Origin of the sequence: Microbacterium testaceum (assembly GCF_029761935.1) — a bacterium.
Lineage (GTDB): Bacteria > Actinomycetota > Actinomycetes > Actinomycetales > Microbacteriaceae > Microbacterium > Microbacterium testaceum_A.
Map to the genome: position 1 here is coordinate 955,186 of NZ_CP121699.1, position 17,114 is coordinate 972,299.

Here is a 17,114-nt window from a genome sequence, read left to right on the forward strand (position 1 = left end):
ACATGGACGCCGACGTCATCATCATCGGAGCGGGACTCGCGGGTCTCGTCGCGAGCGCCGAACTCGCCCGCGCGGGCAAGAGCGTGATCATCGTCGAGCAGGAGAACGCCGCCAACCTCGGTGGGCAGGCGTTCTGGTCGTTCGGGGGGATCTTCCTCGTCGACTCCCCCATGCAGCGGCGCCTCGGGGTGAAGGACTCCCTCGACCTCGCCTGGCAGGACTGGCAGGGCTCCGCCGGGTGGGACCGTCTCGACGGCCCGCACCCCGAGGACGAGTGGGCGCAGAAGTGGGGCCGCGCGTACGTCGAGTTCGCCGCCGGCGAAAAGCGCTCGTGGCTGCAGCAGCAGGGCGTGAAATTCACCCCCGTGGTCGGGTGGGCGGAGCGCGGGTCGCTCACCGCCGGCGGCCACGGCAACTCCGTCCCCCGCTTCCACGTGCCGTGGGGAACGGGCACGGGTATCTCGGAGCCGTTCGCCGACAGGGCGAGAGCAGCGGATGCCGTGGACCTCCGCTTCCGCCATCGCGTCGACGGACTGCTCGTCAGCGACGGCGCCGTCACCGGGGTGCGCGGCGCGATCCTCGCCCCCGACGACGCCCCCCGCGGGGTGTCGTCGTCACGCGAGGTGGTCGGGGAGTTCGAACTGTCGGCGCAGGCCGTCGTCATCGCCTCGGGCGGGATCGGCGGCGACCACGAGCGCGTGCGCCGGTGGTGGCCCGAGCGGCTCGGCACTCCCCCGCGCACCATGGTGACCGGCGTTCCCGCCCACGTCGACGGACGCATGCTCGACATCGCCGCGGATCAGGGCGTGCGCCTGGTGAACCGCGATCGCATGTGGCACTACACCGAGGGGCTGCAGAACTGGAACCCCGTGTGGCCGGGTCACGGCATCCGGATCCTCCCCGGTCCTTCCTCGATGTGGCTCGATGCCCGCGGCCGTCGATTGCCCGCGCCCGGGCTGCCCGGATACGACACCCTCGGCACCCTGAAGCTGCTGCGCACGACCCCCGATCTCGTCGATCACGACTACTCGTGGTTCGTGCTCGACCAGACGATCATCAAGAAGGAGTTCGCGCTCTCGGGCTCGGAGCAGAACCCCGACATCACCAACCGCGACCTGGCCCTCCTGCTGCGCACGCGACTCGGACGCGCCGCTCCCGGCCCGGTCGAGGACTTCAAACGCGAGGGAGCCGACTTCGTCGTGGCCGACACCCTCACCGAGCTCGTCCGCGGGATGAACGCCCTCACCGAAGACGACCTGCTCGACGAGGACGCGATCCGTCGGCAGCTCGAGGCCCGTGACCGCGAGGTCGTGAACCCGTACTCGAAAGACGCGCAGACCATCGGCATCCAGAACAGCCGTCGCTTCCGCGGAGACCGCCTGTTCCGCACGGTTCCCGCCCACGCGATCCTCGATCCCCGCCACGGACCGCTCATCGCCGTCCGGCTCTGGATCGTCACGCGGAAAACCCTCGGCGGAATCCAGACCGACCTCGACGGTCGCGCCCTGGATGAATCCGGGATGCCGATCCCCGGCCTCTACGCGGCGGGCGAGGCCGCGGGCTTCGGCGGCGGCGGGGCCCACGGGTACAACGCCCTCGAGGGAACCTTCCTCGGCGGGTGCCTGTTCACCGGGCGGACGGTGGGGAGGGCGCTGGCGCGGGCGGTGTGAGGGCGGGCGTCATCGCTCGCGGTGACATGTGTCACCGAAACCACGACAGAGGGCCCCGCGCGATGCGGAGCCCTCTGGGGTGGGTGGTCGTGCGGGTGTCAGGCCCGCGCGGCCGCCGAGGTCATCGGGCACTCGAACGGGTCGCGGGCGGCGAGCCCCACCCGGTTCAGGTAGCGGATCACGATTCCGTACGACTCGAACAACGTGGTCTCGACGTAGGGGACGTTGAGCGTCTGGCTGCGCTCTTTGACGATCGCGCGGGCCTTGCTGAGGTGCGGGCGCGGCATGTTCGGGAAGAGGTGGTGCTCGATCTGGTAGTTCAGGCCGCCCATGAGCCAGGTGGCCCACCAGCCACCCGTGATGTTGCGCGAGGTGCGCACCTGCTTGCTGAAGAAGTCGAGCTTCGCGTCGGGGGCGATGACGGCCATGCCCTTGTGGTTCGGGGCGAACGAGGCGCCCATGTAGACACCGAACACGGCGAGCTGCACGCCGAGGAAGGCGAAGGCCATGCCGAGCGGCAGGAAGACGAACACCGGAGCGACGAAGACCGCGAAGCGCAGGGCGATGATGCCGAGTTCCGTCCAGCGGCCCTTGACGGGCTCCCGCGAGAGCAGGTGGCGCAGACCGATGACGTGCAGGTTCGCACCCTCGAGGGTCAGCAGGGGGAAGAACGCCCAACCCTGGCGCTGGGTGATCCAGCGCTGGATGCCGCGAGCCTTGGCCGCATCGACGTCGAGGAACGAGATCGTGTCGATCTCGATGTCGGGGTCCTTGCCGACGCGGTTCGGGTTGGCGTGGTGGCGCGTGTGCTTGGAGGTCCACCACGACAGGCTCATACCGACCACGCCGGCCGCGAGCCACAGGGCGAGGCGATCGTTGGCCTTGCCCGAGGCGAAGATCTGCTTGTGCGCGGCCTCGTGGGCGAGGAACGCCACCTGGGTGAACAGGATGCCGAGGGCTGCGGCGATCAGCAACTGGAACCAGCTGTCGCCGAGCAGGACGAACCCGGTGATCGCGCCGGCGAAACCGAGCGCGAGGACGACACCGACCATCGCGTAGAACCGGCGGGCGCGAACGAGCAGGCCCGTTTCACGGACGACCTGCGACAACTCTGTGTAGGCCTTGGCCATGGGCGGGAACTCCGTCGTCCCCTTGTAGGTCTGACGGATCGGTCCCATCCGGGACTCGACGACGGGTGCAGCCAATGCGTGCTCCTCGGTGGGGGGGTGACCGAAGTCTCGAAGCCGGGGGCAGGTGCCGATGGCTTGGTGGCCACGCTACGGGGGCCGTATGCGCGAAGGCGTATACGTAGTCGCCGAGATCCCCGGAATCACGCAGGTGTGGCAAGCGTCGCGAACGCGTTGCCCAGGCGATTGCCAGTCTCGGGCCGGTTTCACGGCTGCCGTGCCCTCGGCGAGCAGGTGGGGCGGGACAACATGGGGGATGAAGCGGAGGGCCTGAGGGACAGGGGTCCCTAAACTGCGAGCCATGGGTGAAGAAGCAGACGAGTACGGCGGCATCTCGATCACCGAGGTCGACGGCCGGTTCGTGGTGTTCCCGGACCCCGCCGCGGTGTTCGTCGCCGACCAGCAGGACCTCGCCCGGCTGTTTCACCCCCTCGTCTCGATAGACCTCGCAGCGGTGGATCCGACCTGGACGGGGCACGTTCACCTCATCAGTCCCGTTGACCCCGAGTACGGCGCCGTGGAAGAAGAGTCGGGCGCCTATGCCGGCGCCGAAAGCAACGGCGCCTGGCTGACGTTTCGCATGCAGGAGGACGGGCGCTGGCGTTTCGTCGGTGACGTACGCGTCCTCGCGGTGGCCGCCGACGCGGCGCGCGGCGATGACGAGGCGGTGGCACGTATCGCGGAAGTGAACGCGGACTTCGCCGCGTGCCGAGGGCGCTGGCAGCAGTACGGGATTCTCTCGTGGGGGGATCCTGACGACCCGATGCGGCCTCGCGCCGGAGCCGCATCCAGCCCGCTGATCGACCAGTTCGGCGGGACTCCCCCCGACGGCAACTGGGTGGTGGGCACACTCCCGGCGGGTATCGAGCTCGACGAGAGCGACGCCGACGTACCCGTCCTGCGCCTGTTCGACGGCCGCCCGTTCCACTTCATCGCGGCGACGTCGGGGTACCCCTGGCGGTGGCACGGCGCCGACGCGATCCTGCTGTTCTTCGAACCCGAGACGCGCACGGCGGTGTTGACGTTCGACTTCTCATGACCGGGCGGGCGGGGCGGCCAGACCAGCCGCGCCTTAAAGCTGGTCCGAGTGCCCCTCGATCTGTTCCCGGCGGTACTTGCGCAGCGCGGAGAGAACCGCTCCGCGAATGACGAGCCACGACACCAGGGCCGAGATCCCCCCGATGATCACGGTGGACGGGAGGGCGATCATGAATTCGTCGAAATCGAACATGGGGCTCACCCTATGGGCGACATAGTGACGACTTCTCGGACACCCCGAGAAACGACGAAGGGCCGGAAACTCTTCCGAGTTCCGACCCATTCCGTCGGGATGACAGGATTTGAACCTGCGACCCCTTGACGACCTCACCGTCTTCGACACCGAACGACACTCGCGCACATAAACGCACACTTCCCCGGCTTGACCTGGGGTAAACCAGCAAGCCAGGGCGACATTGGACGACACCGGCGGACGCCGACGTACTCCGACATCGTGTCTGGATCGTGTCTGTCAGACCGCGCGTCGACGCCGCTGCACCGCGGCCCCGGCATCCCGCCGGCGGCGGAGGCGACGCACCAGCATGGGCCTCGCCTGCAGCGCCTCGGCCGTGTCGATGGCGCGGAGGACGATCTGGAAGTACCGAGCCGGCGTGATGCCGAAGCGGGCGCGGATCGCCTCGTCCTTCCGTCCGGACCATCTCGGCCACTGCTCTTCGAAGTCGAGCAGCACGGTGATGTCGGTGCTCGTCATGGTCCCCATGATGCTCGGGGGTTCCGACATCGCTACCCTGGGCGGATGAGCACCCCTCGCCCCGCACCTGTCAGCGGCATCGGCATCACCGCGATCGCCCTCGGCGCGGTCAGCCTGCTCGGGGTGCTGATCCTGTTCCCCGGGCTGAAGATCATCTTCTCGCTGGTCGGGGTGGCCGCGGTGATCGTCGGCGTCCTGGCGGCGATGAACGCGCGCCGCACGGGTGGTCAGTGGATTGCGCCTGCGGTCGGCGCTGCGCTCGGTGCCGTCGCCCTGGTCGCGATGATCGTGTTCGTCCTCATCCTGTCCACCTGACCGGGGTGTCGGTGGTCGGGCGTAGCGTCACCGGCATGTCCCGCCCCCTGCACCCCGACACGCTCCTCGGCATCCGCCTGTCGACGATCTGCTCCCGTAACCGGTACGAGATCGACACGGCCCCGGTGATTGCGGAGCTGCTCGAGGCGGCCGGCGACCGGGGCGATGTCCTGGCGATGGAGGCTGGGAAGTGGGCGGGGTACTACGACGACGAGCACACCGCCGCGCTGGTCGCCGCGATCGTGGCGGAGATCCCCGGGGCTGCCGAGTGGGCGCCTGTGGGCAGGGAGCGGCGTTCAGCGCCCGCGCACGGGACGACCGGATTCGGGCCGGTCAGATAGTCGCGTCGAGCCAGGCAGCCTGGCGGGCGAGGGCGCGGCGCATCCGGTCGACGGCTGCCATCGCTTCCTCATCGTCGCTGGCAATCATCGCGCCCGCCGGCACACCTCGAGCCGCGAAGACGGCTTCCAGGCTCGCGGACGCATCACGGAGCTCGGCGGCGATGTCTTCCAGGGCGTCGAAGTCGATGGGCTTCACCAGGCCACCGTAGCGAGACGGCGCGGCGAAAGGCATCTCCGGACTCGTACGATGGCTGACGTGCTGATCGGAACCATCCGCCCCCGCGAAACCACGACCGCCGAGGTGGAAGCGCGCTCCCTTGGAGAAGCGCACGCCATGCTTGAGCAGCAAGCGCCGGCCGGGTTCGCCCTCACCGACGCGCCCGTGCGGATGGGTAAGGGCACGGACACGCTCACCGCGTCCGGGACGTACTCACGACGGGACGGCGCCCGGGACATCGAAGCGGCCGACATGGCCGGGTTGCGGGCGCAGGTGCCCGACGGGTGGATCCTGCTGCACGTCCGCCACGTCTAGGCTTCGGCCATGACCGACGACGTTCTCATCGCCCACATCCACCACAGCCAGGACGCACACATCTGGCGCCTACGACTCCCCGCCACCCCCGAGCGTCCAGAAGGAGGGTCGCTCGACCTTCCCGGCTTCTCGGGATCACTCGCTGACGGCGACGACGCGATGAGAATCGAGATCATCCTCCGGGCTGAGGGATACACCCCCGCTATGGGACGGTGGCGCGCCGAGGGCGGCGCTTTCGTCGTCCCAATCCTCAAGTACTCCCACCCGCACATCTGACCTGGCCGCCACGACCACCCCATAACGACGAAACGCCCCCGGTGTCACCTCCGAAGAGGGACACCGGGGGCGTCGTCTGTCTCACGTGCGATCGAGGTATACCCACAGGTGGTCTATCTCGTAACCGGGTGGAAGCGCGCCGAGGAAGGCCATCCCATCCTCCACCGCGGCGAAAGCATCCGCGGGGGTGGGGAAGGTTCCTTCGTACGCTGCCGTACCGATTTTTCGGAAGCCTGCAGCCACTAGGACTTTGCGTAGATCCTGCTGTTTCCGATTCGGGGTGGGGCCATTGATGGAGGCCCGGATGATCGCTCTCGCCATGTCCCGACCCTGGCAGGGGGCGGGACTTTTGCATAGGCGCAATCTGCGCCCGAAAGATGCCGGTCCGAGTTCGACACACGAGTGCCCTAGGCTCAGCGACATGGCCGCAGACCTTGCCAAGCACACTGCCCTCGCCGCGATCCAGGCACAGACTTTGAGCGTCCTCGCGGAACTGCTCGAGCCGGGTACTCGCGTTGCTTTGGTCGACTATCCCAACCACGAGAACGCTGGCGATCATCTCATCCTGCTCGGGCAGATGAAGTACCTGCGCGAGCTCGGAGTGACGGTGGACTACTTCGGAGACATCACCCGCTACGACAAAAGCGACCTCGATCATTTCGTCCCGGAGGGCCCGATCCTTATCCAGGGTGGAGGGAACTTCGGCGACCGCTGGACCGAGATCGAGGCGTTCCGCGAACGGGTGATTGCCGAGAACCATGACCGGCGAATCATCCAGCTTCCGCAGACGGTGGAGTTTGGCACTGCGAATGGCCTTGCACAGGCGCAGGACGTGGTCGCGGCTCACCCGGATATGACGATCCTTGTGCGTGACCATGTCGGCGTCGAACTGACTCGGCAGCAGTTCCCGACCGCCTCGGTTCGTTTCTGCCCCGACTGCGCGCTGGGGGTCGGCCTCCTGTACCCCAGCAAGTACGACGACCCCTCCGTCGAGGTCATGTACCTGCGACGCGGAGATTCGGAGTCAACCGGGCGCGGGGTCGCCCTCCCCGGCAACGTCACGCACATCGCATCTGACTGGGGCCTCGCTGCGCTAGACAAGCTGAAGTGGTGGGCGTACCACCTGCCCGGCGCAGTCATGCGTCGAGTTCCCTTGCTGCGCCGTCCCCTCTATCCGCTGCAGCACAAGCTCTATATGCCGATGGCCGAGCTCAATGTGCGGTCCGCGCAGAAGATCATCGGGCAGGGCCGCATCCTCCTGACCGACCGCCTGCACGCGACCGTGCTCGGCATGCTGATGGGGCACCCGGTAGTCGCAATGGACAACGCAAACGGGAAGGTCTCGGCAATCTACCGGGACTACCTCGGCACCATCCCGGGCGTCTTCCTTGCGGACGGCGCTAATGATGCCCGAGATCGCGTCACCGGTCTTCTCGACTGACCAGGTACGATTCGGCCGTGGGGTACAACTACAGCTTCGAGCAGATCGCCATGACAGTTCTTCTCATGGCAGCCATCGGCGCGGTTGCTCTCCTGTTCGCTCTCGCGGGGGCGCGCTCCGAGCGCTTGGGCCGCACGTCCGGGAAGGTACGCGCACATCGCTATGCGGCCAACCCGCCTCGCGCCGCAGCCCGACCGTTCCTACTCGCGCGATCCGAAGCGCGTCACATCGGTCGCGAGTGGAAAGCGACCCGACCCACCACGCGATTTGCGGCCGTGGCCGTCTCGCTCTTGGGCGTCGTGACCCTCGGACTGCTCTTCTTCTCTTCGCTGCCTAGCTGAGCCGCCAGCCGCGCCTTCCGGCGAAGGTCCGCGACCGCGATCGCCACGGCAAGGGCCGCGATGATGCGTCCCACGTCGGCCATGGGCGAGAAGAGCAGATCCCAGATGCCCATAAGCATCAGGAAGATGCCTCCCATGCCGAAGACCCGTGCGCTGTCGGCGGCGTCACGCACGCCACGGAACAGAATGACCCCAATGACGACGGCGACGGCGATACCGCCGATGCCGAAGTGGAACCAGAGGTTTGCGAGGGTCGAGTGCAGGTCGACGCGCTCACCGAAGACGACGTTGCTGAAGTAGTGCGATGTCCAGTCGCCGCCCGCCGCGCGCACCGCGAGGATGCCTTCACCGATCGCCGAGTTTGACGGGGCTACGCCAACACCAAATCCGAACGGGTGGTTCTCGGCCAGCGCGGTGGTGGCTGCCCACTCTGCGCGAACGCCGAACAGGGGGTTCGACTTCTCGAGCTGGTCGAGCGTGCGCGCTTGGACCTGCTGCCCCGCCAGGCCAGATGCCATAGCCCACACCGCAAGACCGATCGCGACCGCACCGATCACCACGATGGAGACGGCTCGATGGACGCTGCCCCGCGGGTTGCGGCGTTCGCGCAGAATCCACTGAACGAGCAGCGACGCCAGTGCCGCCAGCGCCATCGAGCGCGCGTCGTTCGTCGCGCTGAGGGCGAGCACCGCGCCGAGAGCGAGGAACGACACGAAGCCGCGGCCGGCGAACAGCACGAGGATGAACGCCGTCGCGAAGATGCCAAGCGTGCCCTTCCACTCGAGCGACGCGATCGCGGAGCTGACGACACCACCAGCGAGCATGAGCAGCACGCCGGTGCGCACCGAGATGCGCCGGAGGGACCACGCCGCAGCCGCGACAAGCACGGGGATGCAGATGACCCAGAGGACGATCGGTCCCCACACCGCGACGGACGACGTCCGGTTCCCCATTGACGTCGTCACGCCCGCAACGGCCGCACCCGAGACGAGCGCGATAGCCGTCGCCGCCGCCAGCCTCTTCACCGCCACGGGGGCACCGTACAAGAACGGCACCGCCAGCAGCAGTGCGGGGAAGACCGACACCGGCACGAGCGAAAAGCCGGGGACGTGTACGACGAGCAGGAGCATGACGGCCCCGGCCAGGAAGCGCTCACCCACCGGCACCAGCGTGGCGGTCGGCGCGGTGGGTGAGCTCATGGTTGGGATCATACCCAGGGCCACCTCGCGGTGGCGGGTCAGCTCGTGACGCCGACCACCATGTAGGTGACCTCGAACTGCGTCGCGGGCTGACTCGCGGCGGGCGCGTTGCCCGCGTAGACGTCGAAGCCCGACGCGGTGCGCACGACGTACAGGCCGAGAAGGCGCGTGTCGTTGTTGTTCGGCGTCAGGAGCACCATCGGCGCGTTGTTGTACTGGGTGCTGAACGTCACGTGGAACATGATCTGTCCGGCGGCCGGGGCAGTCCCCGATCCGAACTTCACTCCGCCGAGCATGTCCGACGACCCAGCCACGAACGACGGTGCGCCAGTGGAACCCGCGAGAGCAGTCGATACCGAGGGCGCGGTCTTCGCCGTGGCGTTCAGGTGCAGGTGTCCTTGCACGCGCATGGGGTTTCGCACGACCGACGCTTGGTCGAAGACGGTCCGAGCGTCTGCACGGGCCGACCCAACGCGGGACGTGAAGATGCACTCGGGCGAGATGAAGACTCGGTCTCCGTAGGCGGAGCCGACGTCGATCGCGGCGCCTGTGCAGCCGTCGAAGCGGGTGCCGACGACGGAGAACTCGTTGCCGGTGACGAGCTGGATGAGGTTCGTCGGCGCGTTGGGCGATGCGTTCCCGAGGAGCGTTCCGCCGATGATCTGCAGGCCGCCGAGGACGGCGTTGGCGGCATGCCCCGTCAGGGCTGCGTGCTTCAGCAGGGGCCCCGGTCCTCCGAAGAGGAACGGGTCGACGAGCGCGATGCTTCGGCCGAGGGTGATGAGCACGAGGGGCTCCGTGTTCGGTGCGCCGCCGTTGTCTGTCACGGCTTCGATGTGCAGCCCGTGGATGCGGAAGAACTCCGGGACGATGTCGCTCGTGCCTGTGAGCGTGGAGGGTCCGATCTGTAGCGCCGTGCCGGGCTGGCGTTCGATGTGGATGCCGGACACGTCGATGGTGTTCAGCGACTTCGACACCGACGAGATCTGCACGGACGGGAGCGTCGCGGATCCGCAGTTGTCGATGTAGATGTTCCGGTACGACGAGTTCGAGATAGCTCGAATCCATAGGCCCCGGGCGGCACTGCGGATGACGCGAATGTTCTCGAATCGGCTCTCGAAGCCGGACAGCACGGAGAGTCCTGTCGCGCTGGCACCGTTTGCATCGATGGCGAAGTTCTCGAGCCACGTGTTGTCGCCGTTGACAGTGAAGCATGTACCGGTCGTCGACGGGGACCATTTGAGGATGACGCCGTTCGCTCCGAATCGGTTGAGGCCGGAGGCGAGACCACGGATGCGCGTTCCTACGGGGGCGCCGATGTTCGTCGTCCCCATGTAGTAGACGCCGGGGGTGAGTTCGATGGGGCGCATGGCCGCCGCGGATGCGTCGATGAGTGCCTGGAACGCAGCAGAGCAGTCGGTCGTGCCGTCGGCGATCATCCCGTTCTTCGCGGACAGGATGAGCGCCTGGGCCAGACCAGCGTCGACGGTGCTCGACACGCCCGCGGCCGAGAGCCGCCCCGTCTCGACGGTCTGCTGAACAGACTTCGGTGCGAACGCGGCATCCGCGCCGGTCTTGCTGTAGATGTCGCCAGCCATGGTCAGCCTCCGAGGGTGATCGTGCCGTCACCGTTGTCGATGAACGTGCCGGGGTTGAGAGTGATGGTGCCGTCACCGTTGTCGGTCCAGCCGCCGCCGACACCGGCCGCGGCGATCGCACGGGTAATGGCGGCGCCGACGGGAGTGTCGGGCTGGTCGGCGTCCTCGGCGACGGTCGCGTACTGCTTGCCGAGCTGCGCGAGCTTCTCAGCCGTGACGGGCTTCGACGGGTCTCCGTCAGCCCAATCGGGTTCCGGGAACGGCATGGCGTCTCCTCAGCGGTCGGCGTGCGCCCGAGAGAGCGCCGGATAGGTGACCGCGGCGACAGCCCACACGAGGAGGACTGCCGCCGCGGCACGGAGGATCACGGTTCGTTGTGCGCGCCGGGGTCCCGGAACGCGGCCGGGTTGTGCGGGTCGAGCGAGGCGCGGTACTCCGCGCGGGTCATCGTCGCGGCGTTCGGCTCGAGGCCGGTGATGACGTAGACGCCGTCGGCGTTCTGCTTCGCGTAGACGGGCTGCTGCGCGGATCCGAGCAGCCACCGCTCGACGTTGGGCCAGCGGCGACCGACCTGGCGCACGAGCCAGTAGTAGGCCGCGACGACGGCACCGATGGCCGCGGCGTTCAGCAGGGCGGCGACGGTGAGGCCGGGCACCCCGGGGGCGGCGGTCGCGAGGGTCGAGTCGATGGTGCCGATGATGTCGGCGACGAGGGGGATGCGGCTGATGAGCAGCGCAAGGAGCCAGCCGATCGCGGCGGGGACGGCGGTGCGGATGGTGGCGAGGATGATCGCCTGGCGGGTGAGCATGTGGCTGTCCTTTCGGGACGAGGGGTCAGATGGGGTGGGTGTCTTCGTCGGGCGCGGCGCGGCGCCGGTCGTCGAGGTAGTCGCTGAGCGCCTTCTCGGCCCTCTCCGCGCGCTCCTTCATGTCGAGGTACGCCCGGTAGTCGATGTCGTCGTCACGCGACTCAGCGACCGCAGGGATACCGACCTCCGGCGCGGGTGCCCGGTCGGGTCGACGCCACGCACCGATCAGGTCCGCGACGGCTTTGAAGAGACCGGCGATGGCGGTGAGTACGACCGCGCCCACTCCGGCGACCGCCACCCACGCGTCCACCGTCATCAGGTCTCCTTCGACTGGGCGATCGCCTCCACGTGGGTGGTGCGTCCAGCTCGGAGAGCTCGCCGGTACCGCCCGAGGCCGCGGACGATCTGCACGACCCGCACCCCGGCGGTGATGCCGAGCCCGGCGACCATGAGCTGCGTGAGCGGGTTCGTACCGAACCCGTACTCGTGGACGAGCGCGCCCCACAGCAGCAGGTAGCAGAGCGACACGACGGCCGTGGCGACCGCCTCCACGCGCTGCACGGCCCGCATACGATTCCCGTGCCCCTCAGCACGCTTCATCAGCGGGAGGGTGGAGAACGCGACGACAGCAGCCACTAGCAGCACCCACTGCCACACATCGGCGAGGAGGTGACTCCACGCCTCGAGCGCGACCGGCTGGTACACCTCGGCGACGGACAGGATCGGGATGCCGGTAGAGATGAGCATCGCGCCGGCCGCCCACGCGTTGTCGGGCGAAGTGAGGCGGACGGGCTTAGGTTCGTCCATCGGCTTCCCCCCGTTCGACCAGGCACGACATTCCCGCGACGAGGGTGAGCAGCGCGAGCGCCGTGTACACGATCGGTGCGGACGGGGCGAAGTTCGGGGAGAACGCGATCGGCAGCACCCACAGCACCCACACGATGCCGAGCAGGAACGCCGGCACCGCGGCCGCCGCACGCGAATGCACGAGCAACGCCACCATCAGCACCCCGAGGACGACCATCGTGAGGCCCCACCACGGCGGGGCGACGAACGCGAACGCCTGCGCGAAGGACGGGATCCGCGCGTAGTCCTTCGGGGCCGCGACGATCGACGCACCGAAGACGGCCCCCACGGTCCCGAGGATGACGGTGATGACCTCGGTGAGGTAGATCGCCGCGAGCTTGTACCGCCAGGCGGAGGGGATGGCGATCACGATGCGGGCTTCTGCACGAACGCGATGGTCGAGGTGTGCGCGTCGATCGCGGCGTCCACGGCGGCTTTCACCGACGCGGGGTCGACCTCGACGCGGTGCTCGCCCTGAGCCTCAGCGGGGAGGATGCGGGAAAGTTCCGCGATGAGCGCGTCACTGTCGACGATCGCCGTCGGCGGCGGGTTGATGGCGGTGAGGTAGCCGCGCACGATGTCGAGCTCGGCGGTGAGCATGTCGGCGGTGTCGAAGTAGCCCCGCTTCACCCGGTCCAGCAGGGACGCGTGGTACGGGTTGCCGATGCGGTGCATGTTCCCGTTGATGAGGGACACCACGACGATGTCGTCGGAGCCCTCGATGTTGATGAAGGAGTACGCGCCTCCGCGCGCCTGCTGCACCATCTGCTCGATGCGCGCGATCGCGGGCGTCATCACCACGTCGAGACGGTGCATCAGCTCCTCGCGGGCCTTGTCGTCGTACATGTCATCTCCCTGGGGGTCGAAGTTGATCGCGCCGAGCCCGAGCAGGGCGGGCACGGGGCCGAGCGGGTTGAGGTCGATGACGTGCCACGGCTCGTAGGGGTAGCCGCGGGCGGGCACGATCATCAGCGGGGTGAGGCCGACCGCACGGCAGTCGGCGGCGAACGCGAGGATGTCCCAGCCGTAGATCTCGCCCCAGTTGGAGTAGTCGACGGCGGCGGTGTCCTGACCCTCCCAATACAGGCCGTGGCTCGAGGTGCCCGGGACGGCTGCGCCGTTGCCATAAATGCGACGCGCGATAACCTGCGCCGGCACCTTCGGTCGGTACGTGCCCCACCCGTCGGACGGCGACAGCTCGCCCCGCCCGCGGCGACGCGCCAGCGTCAGCAGGTTGAGGTGCTTCGCGTACGACGCCGGCGGAAGACCCCAGAACCAGTCCCCATCCACGCTGTTCCGCCCGCGATGGAAGATGGTCAGCTCGGACTCGGGCACCTCACCGTTGCGTCCGCGGTAGCGCTGCGACATGTCACCCTCCGATCACTTCGAGGGTCAGTGGCACAGCCGTCCCCGACGGGAGACTGCCGCCGGACCCGTTCAAGATCTGCAGTTGGATGCGGTCGAGTTCGGTGCCCGAAACGACCACCTGCTTCGCCACACCCGCCGACGTGAGCGTGGGCCTCGCGGTCAGCACGAACTTGGAGAACGCGCCACCGGGGAACGTCAGCGTCGTAACCGAGTCGCTGTTCACCTGCGGCGAGCCCGCGAGAAACACCCGACGGAGCGGCTTCTGCGAATCCCAAACCCCTGCGATGACGTTGCCATCCGTGACGACACCGAGATTGCTCGACGGCACCCACGCGCCGGAGACACGGGTGAACTCCACCCCGAGGTCGAGGCGGAACGCCTTCGCCCCGTTCGCCGGCGTCCACGCGGTCATCTCCGCCTGGCTGCGCAGGGGCACCACGCCGCCCGCCATGGCCGTCCATCGGAACGTGTTCGTGATGACGACCGTCTGGGTCGTGAGATCTGTCGACGTGACGACGGCCGTCGCCAGCTCCTCCGCACCGGCGGGGACGTTGGTCGGCTTCTGGGGGTTCGCGTTCGGGACGCCGCGGGTAACACCGAAGTAGGGTGTCGTCTGCTCGGTATCCGTGAGTGACGGGAACCGCGACCGGAACCAGATCACGTCGATGCGGCTGTTCGCAGTCGGGGCGGCATCCGTCCCGACCGTGTCGGAACCGTCATTCGCGGTGAGCTCGACTCCGACACCATCGCGCGACGAGGTACCAACGAACTGGCCGATGCGGTACGTCATCGCCGTGTCGCTGGTGCCGGTCACCAGCAGGGGCGACGCGGCGGCCAGCACACCCGTGCGCGGCGCCCCAGCCGCCGACGTGGTGACGAGACCGGCTTGAATGCGCCGCCAGGCTGCTACGGACAGACCCGCCGGGTCTTCCGTGGGAAGCGAGAGGGTGAGCATGATGCCTCCTACGTGTGTCCGACGACGCCCTGATCGTTCGCCCAGACGGCGACACGGGGCCGGAGCGTCGCAACGACGTCGGTGTTGAAGATGGACGGGATGCGGACGACACCGTTGGCGGTACCGATGGTGATGTCGGAGGACGCGAGCTTGGCGTTCACGGCATCGTTGACGATCGCGGCGACGTCGTTGGCGATGAAGTCGGTCAGCGTCTGCTGGATGCCGTCGACGAGGTCGACGATCACTTCCTGCTGCGCGGTGATCTGCGCCTGTTGCGCCTGCAGTTCGATGACCGCCGCCTCGAGCTGCGCGACGGCGTTCGCCTGCTGCGTCCCGGACGGTGCTTTGAGCTCGCCAATTGCACGCCACAGGGCGTTGATCTGATCGGCGATCTGCGCGAGCCCGTCACGGGAAGGGGACGGGTCGGCCATCAGACCTCCTCGTAGATTTCGCCGCAGGTGACCTTGATGAACTCCGACCGGTCCGACCCCGACAGTCCGACGATGCGGCGCCGGTACGAGCCGGCAGCCAGGTAGTCGTAGATCGGATCGGTTGTGGTGCCGCCGGTGAGGACCCCCGGGCCGGTGAGCGTCCCGGGCCCGGTGAGGAGTCCGAGGTTCATCTGCTGTCGCTCGGAGAGGAAGATCTCCGCGACGTCGCCGCACCCGTACTCGTGCGGGAACGGGGACGCGTCGATGGGTGCGTCGAACTCCCAGAACTCCCACGGATGCCGCGCGGTGCGCAGCGTCTCCACGTTCCCGGAGTCGAGGGTGGTTGGGTCCTTCGTGCTCGTCGACACGTCAGCATCGAGGTGCAGCAGCGGGAACCCCCGGTCGACGAGGTACGGGTCGTACAGCATCCGCAGCAGGGTCGTGTCGGACGACCGCCCCGCGGACGCCCACGAGACGGAGCCCATGCGGGTCGGGTCCATTCGGGTGCCGACGCCGGTGACGTCGGACGGTTCCCACGTCAACGGAGCCTCGCCTTGCAGCCGGGGCTGCGCTTCGGTGCCGGACTCGTACACCCACCCGAAGGTGTCCTCGCTGGTCCGCTCGAGGCGGAGGCGGATGTCGGGGCCGGCATCCTGGTTCGACAGGTCGGTGAGGGCGGCGCCGATCTTCTTCCGCTCGACAGCGACGTACGTCTCACTGCGCGTGCCGGGTCGGTCGGCGTGGAATCGGATGGGGATGTCGGTCCACCCGGGCCACAGGCACGCCTGCTGCAGGATTCGCTTGCCGATCGTGCCGTGGTCGACGCCGGTGACGACGGTGTCGAACCCGGCCGCCGGCTTCCCATCTGGTGCGAGCCAATCCGGGGGCGTGGTCGTGAGCAACCCGGGCGGCGGAGGCAGCACAGGGAACTCGTCGAGCATGCGCCGTAGTCCGCGCGCCGTGACAGACAGCATCCCGTTGTCGCGGTCGAAGTCCTGCGGGAGGATCGGCCCGCCGAGGAAGTGCCCGCCGACGTCGACAGCGATGGAGTGCTTCCACGGGGTGAACAGGTTCCGCCACTCGTCGACGTGGTCGACGAAGCGGAGGTTGACCGTCTCGGCGATGTTCGACTGCTCCTGCCAGTCGAACGATGACGGTTCGAGCTCGGTGAGCTGCTGCCCGCCGCGGGTCTCGAACAGGAAGAACCGGGTCACCACCACGCGTGATCCACCCTTCCGGTGAGGGTGGGCTGTCCCACCGGGTCCGATGCCTCGAGTTGGAACGTGCGAGACAGGAGCCCCGGCACCTCGGTCCACTCACGGAAGCGGAGCCACCGGGAGATGTCCTGCCCGTTGAGGGTCGCGCGCCCGTTCTCGATCACCACCGACTGACCGGCGGCGACAGGGCGAGCGATGCCGACCCGCGCGCCGGTCTCGACGCAGGTGATCAGCGCCGAGGAGAACCCACCGGCGAGGATGAGCGACACGGCGGACGGGGCGCGGCCCTCGTTGGGAAGGGTGACGCGCCCCGTCGATCCACCACCCGGCCAGATGGCGGGAAACTTCGCCGGGAACACGAGACCCTGCCCCGGTGAGGGCGGTCCCGTGGTGACCGGTGTCCCGGTGCGGTACCGGCGAGGGTCGTCGCTCGACACGTCGACCGTCTGCCACCCGCGGGGGCGGTTGTGAGTCGACCGCGCCGACGTGTCCTCGACGATCACCGACCGCCAGGTGGGGCCGTCGTCGGTGCTCACGGTCATCAGCACGGGCGTCTCAGCCCCGACGGCGGAGAGCTCGTCGAACGCGCGCTCCACCTCAGAGGCGCTACGGCCCCGATACAGCGCCTCGAACGACACGACCTTCTCAGCACGCGTGGCACGCGCTCGCGTGAACGCACCGTGCCGCTGAGGGCGCGCGACGGGACGCTGCCGGTTGGCCGTCCCACCCCACCAATCGGTCAACTCACGGAAGAACCACCCGTAGCCGCCGCGGTCAGCACCGTCGAGGAAGGTGAGGTGTCCGAGCTGGATCGTGGTGCGAGCCATCGCGCCCCCTTC

The 17,114-nt window shown here is 68.3% G+C and carries 23 protein-coding genes; 7 read left to right on the forward strand and 16 right to left on the reverse strand.

Going from position 1 to position 17,114, the window contains the following annotated elements; all coding sequences use genetic code 11:
• Positions 1-2: 2 nt before the first annotated feature.
• Positions 3-1,670, forward strand: coding sequence for an FAD-binding dehydrogenase (locus QBE02_RS04625; protein ID WP_279367310.1), 1,668 nt, complete (start codon positions 3-5; stop codon positions 1,668-1,670).
• A gap of 98 nt (positions 1,671-1,768) precedes the next feature.
• Here the strand turns inward: QBE02_RS04625 and QBE02_RS04630 are convergent, their stop codons facing one another.
• The gene (locus tag QBE02_RS04630; RefSeq protein WP_279367855.1) at positions 1,769-2,848 is read right to left on the reverse strand and encodes a fatty acid desaturase family protein; all 1,080 of its coding nucleotides are present in this window, start codon (positions 2,846-2,848) and stop codon (positions 1,769-1,771) included.
• A gap of 310 nt (positions 2,849-3,158) precedes the next feature.
• On the opposite strand from QBE02_RS04630, the gene QBE02_RS04635 reads away from it, so the two are divergent.
• Positions 3,159-3,896: a hypothetical protein gene (locus QBE02_RS04635; RefSeq protein WP_279367311.1), complete on the forward strand. Its 738-nt coding sequence runs from the start codon at positions 3,159-3,161 to the stop codon at positions 3,894-3,896.
• 33 nt (positions 3,897-3,929) lie between these two features.
• Here QBE02_RS04635 and QBE02_RS04640 read toward each other — a convergent pair whose 3' ends face one another.
• Both QBE02_RS04640 and QBE02_RS04645 read right to left on the reverse strand, forming a co-directional pair.
• Complete coding sequence (locus QBE02_RS04640) at positions 3,930-4,088, reverse strand: hypothetical protein (protein WP_191966607.1); 159 nt, start codon at positions 4,086-4,088, stop codon at positions 3,930-3,932.
• A gap of 279 nt (positions 4,089-4,367) precedes the next feature.
• Entirely contained in the window at positions 4,368-4,607 is a 240-nt protein-coding gene (locus QBE02_RS04645; RefSeq protein ID WP_279367312.1) for a DUF3263 domain-containing protein, read from the reverse strand.
• 45 nt (positions 4,608-4,652) lie between these two features.
• Here QBE02_RS04645 and QBE02_RS04650 point away from each other — a divergent pair, with 45 nt between their 5' ends.
• Positions 4,653-4,922 (forward strand): hypothetical protein, encoded by a 270-nt coding sequence (locus QBE02_RS04650; RefSeq protein ID WP_279367313.1) that lies wholly within the window; start codon positions 4,653-4,655, stop codon positions 4,920-4,922.
• A 35-nt stretch (positions 4,923-4,957) separates the two neighbouring features.
• A complete protein-coding gene (locus QBE02_RS04655; RefSeq protein ID WP_279367314.1) occupies positions 4,958-5,263 on the forward strand; it encodes a hypothetical protein in 306 nt (101 codons plus the stop codon).
• On the opposite strand, the gene QBE02_RS04660 is transcribed toward QBE02_RS04655, so the two are convergent.
• Positions 5,256-5,459: a hypothetical protein gene (locus QBE02_RS04660; protein WP_279367315.1), complete on the reverse strand. Its 204-nt coding sequence runs from the start codon at positions 5,457-5,459 to the stop codon at positions 5,256-5,258. The two genes, QBE02_RS04655 and QBE02_RS04660, sit on opposite strands and share 8 nt — an antisense overlap.
• Before the next feature lie 60 nt (positions 5,460-5,519).
• Between QBE02_RS04660 and QBE02_RS04665 the strand changes: the two genes are divergently transcribed.
• The 3 genes from QBE02_RS04665 to QBE02_RS04675 all read left to right on the forward strand — a co-directional run bounded on the left by QBE02_RS04665 (position 5,520) and on the right by QBE02_RS04675 (position 7,512).
• Positions 5,520-5,795 carry a hypothetical protein gene (locus tag QBE02_RS04665; protein WP_431844583.1) on the forward strand — a complete coding sequence of 92 codons (276 nt, stop codon included), beginning with the start codon at positions 5,520-5,522 and terminating at the stop codon, positions 5,793-5,795.
• 9 nt (positions 5,796-5,804) lie between these two features.
• Positions 5,805-6,071 carry a hypothetical protein gene (locus tag QBE02_RS04670; RefSeq protein ID WP_279367317.1) on the forward strand — a complete coding sequence of 89 codons (267 nt, stop codon included), beginning with the start codon at positions 5,805-5,807 and terminating at the stop codon, positions 6,069-6,071.
• Between the two features lie 421 nt (positions 6,072-6,492).
• Positions 6,493-7,512: a polysaccharide pyruvyl transferase family protein gene (locus QBE02_RS04675; RefSeq protein WP_279367318.1), complete on the forward strand. Its 1,020-nt coding sequence runs from the start codon at positions 6,493-6,495 to the stop codon at positions 7,510-7,512.
• A 223-nt stretch (positions 7,513-7,735) separates the two neighbouring features.
• Here QBE02_RS04675 and QBE02_RS04680 read toward each other — a convergent pair whose 3' ends face one another.
• From QBE02_RS04680 to QBE02_RS04735, 12 genes are all read right to left on the reverse strand, one after another.
• On the reverse strand, positions 7,736-9,052 hold the full coding sequence (locus tag QBE02_RS04680; RefSeq protein ID WP_279367319.1) for a hypothetical protein: 1,317 nt from the start codon (positions 9,050-9,052) through the stop codon (positions 7,736-7,738).
• Positions 9,053-9,090: 38 nt separating this feature from the next.
• On the reverse strand, positions 9,091-10,650 hold the full coding sequence (locus tag QBE02_RS04685) for a hypothetical protein (protein WP_279367320.1): 1,560 nt from the start codon (positions 10,648-10,650) through the stop codon (positions 9,091-9,093).
• Between the two features lie 2 nt (positions 10,651-10,652).
• Positions 10,653-10,916, reverse strand: a complete 264-nt coding sequence (locus QBE02_RS04690; RefSeq protein ID WP_279367321.1) for a hypothetical protein — start codon at positions 10,914-10,916, stop codon at positions 10,653-10,655.
• A gap of 98 nt (positions 10,917-11,014) precedes the next feature.
• The gene (locus tag QBE02_RS04695; RefSeq protein ID WP_279367322.1) at positions 11,015-11,458 is read right to left on the reverse strand and encodes a hypothetical protein; all 444 of its coding nucleotides are present in this window, start codon (positions 11,456-11,458) and stop codon (positions 11,015-11,017) included.
• Between the two features lie 25 nt (positions 11,459-11,483).
• Complete coding sequence (locus QBE02_RS04700) at positions 11,484-11,774, reverse strand: hypothetical protein (protein WP_279367323.1); 291 nt, start codon at positions 11,772-11,774, stop codon at positions 11,484-11,486.
• Positions 11,774-12,265, reverse strand: coding sequence for a hypothetical protein (locus QBE02_RS04705; protein WP_279367324.1), 492 nt, complete (start codon positions 12,263-12,265; stop codon positions 11,774-11,776). Before QBE02_RS04705 ends, QBE02_RS04700 begins: the two co-directional genes overlap by 1 nt.
• Entirely contained in the window at positions 12,252-12,674 is a 423-nt protein-coding gene (locus QBE02_RS04710) for a hypothetical protein (RefSeq protein WP_279367325.1), read from the reverse strand. The genes QBE02_RS04705 and QBE02_RS04710 overlap by 14 nt, the downstream gene beginning before the upstream one ends.
• On the reverse strand, positions 12,671-13,672 hold the full coding sequence (locus tag QBE02_RS04715; RefSeq protein ID WP_279367326.1) for a hypothetical protein: 1,002 nt from the start codon (positions 13,670-13,672) through the stop codon (positions 12,671-12,673). The genes QBE02_RS04710 and QBE02_RS04715 overlap by 4 nt, the downstream gene beginning before the upstream one ends.
• A 1-nt stretch (position 13,673) precedes the next feature.
• Positions 13,674-14,627: a hypothetical protein gene (locus QBE02_RS04720; RefSeq protein ID WP_279367327.1), complete on the reverse strand. Its 954-nt coding sequence runs from the start codon at positions 14,625-14,627 to the stop codon at positions 13,674-13,676.
• Positions 14,628-14,635: 8 nt separating this feature from the next.
• Positions 14,636-15,058 carry a hypothetical protein gene (locus QBE02_RS04725; RefSeq protein ID WP_279367328.1) on the reverse strand — a complete coding sequence of 141 codons (423 nt, stop codon included), beginning with the start codon at positions 15,056-15,058 and terminating at the stop codon, positions 14,636-14,638.
• A complete protein-coding gene (locus tag QBE02_RS04730; RefSeq protein ID WP_279367329.1) occupies positions 15,058-16,278 on the reverse strand; it encodes a hypothetical protein in 1,221 nt (406 codons plus the stop codon). Before QBE02_RS04730 ends, QBE02_RS04725 begins: the two co-directional genes overlap by 1 nt.
• On the reverse strand, positions 16,269-17,102 hold the full coding sequence (locus tag QBE02_RS04735) for a hypothetical protein (RefSeq protein WP_279367330.1): 834 nt from the start codon (positions 17,100-17,102) through the stop codon (positions 16,269-16,271). The genes QBE02_RS04730 and QBE02_RS04735 overlap by 10 nt, the downstream gene beginning before the upstream one ends.
• Between the last annotated feature and the right edge of the window lie 12 nt (positions 17,103-17,114).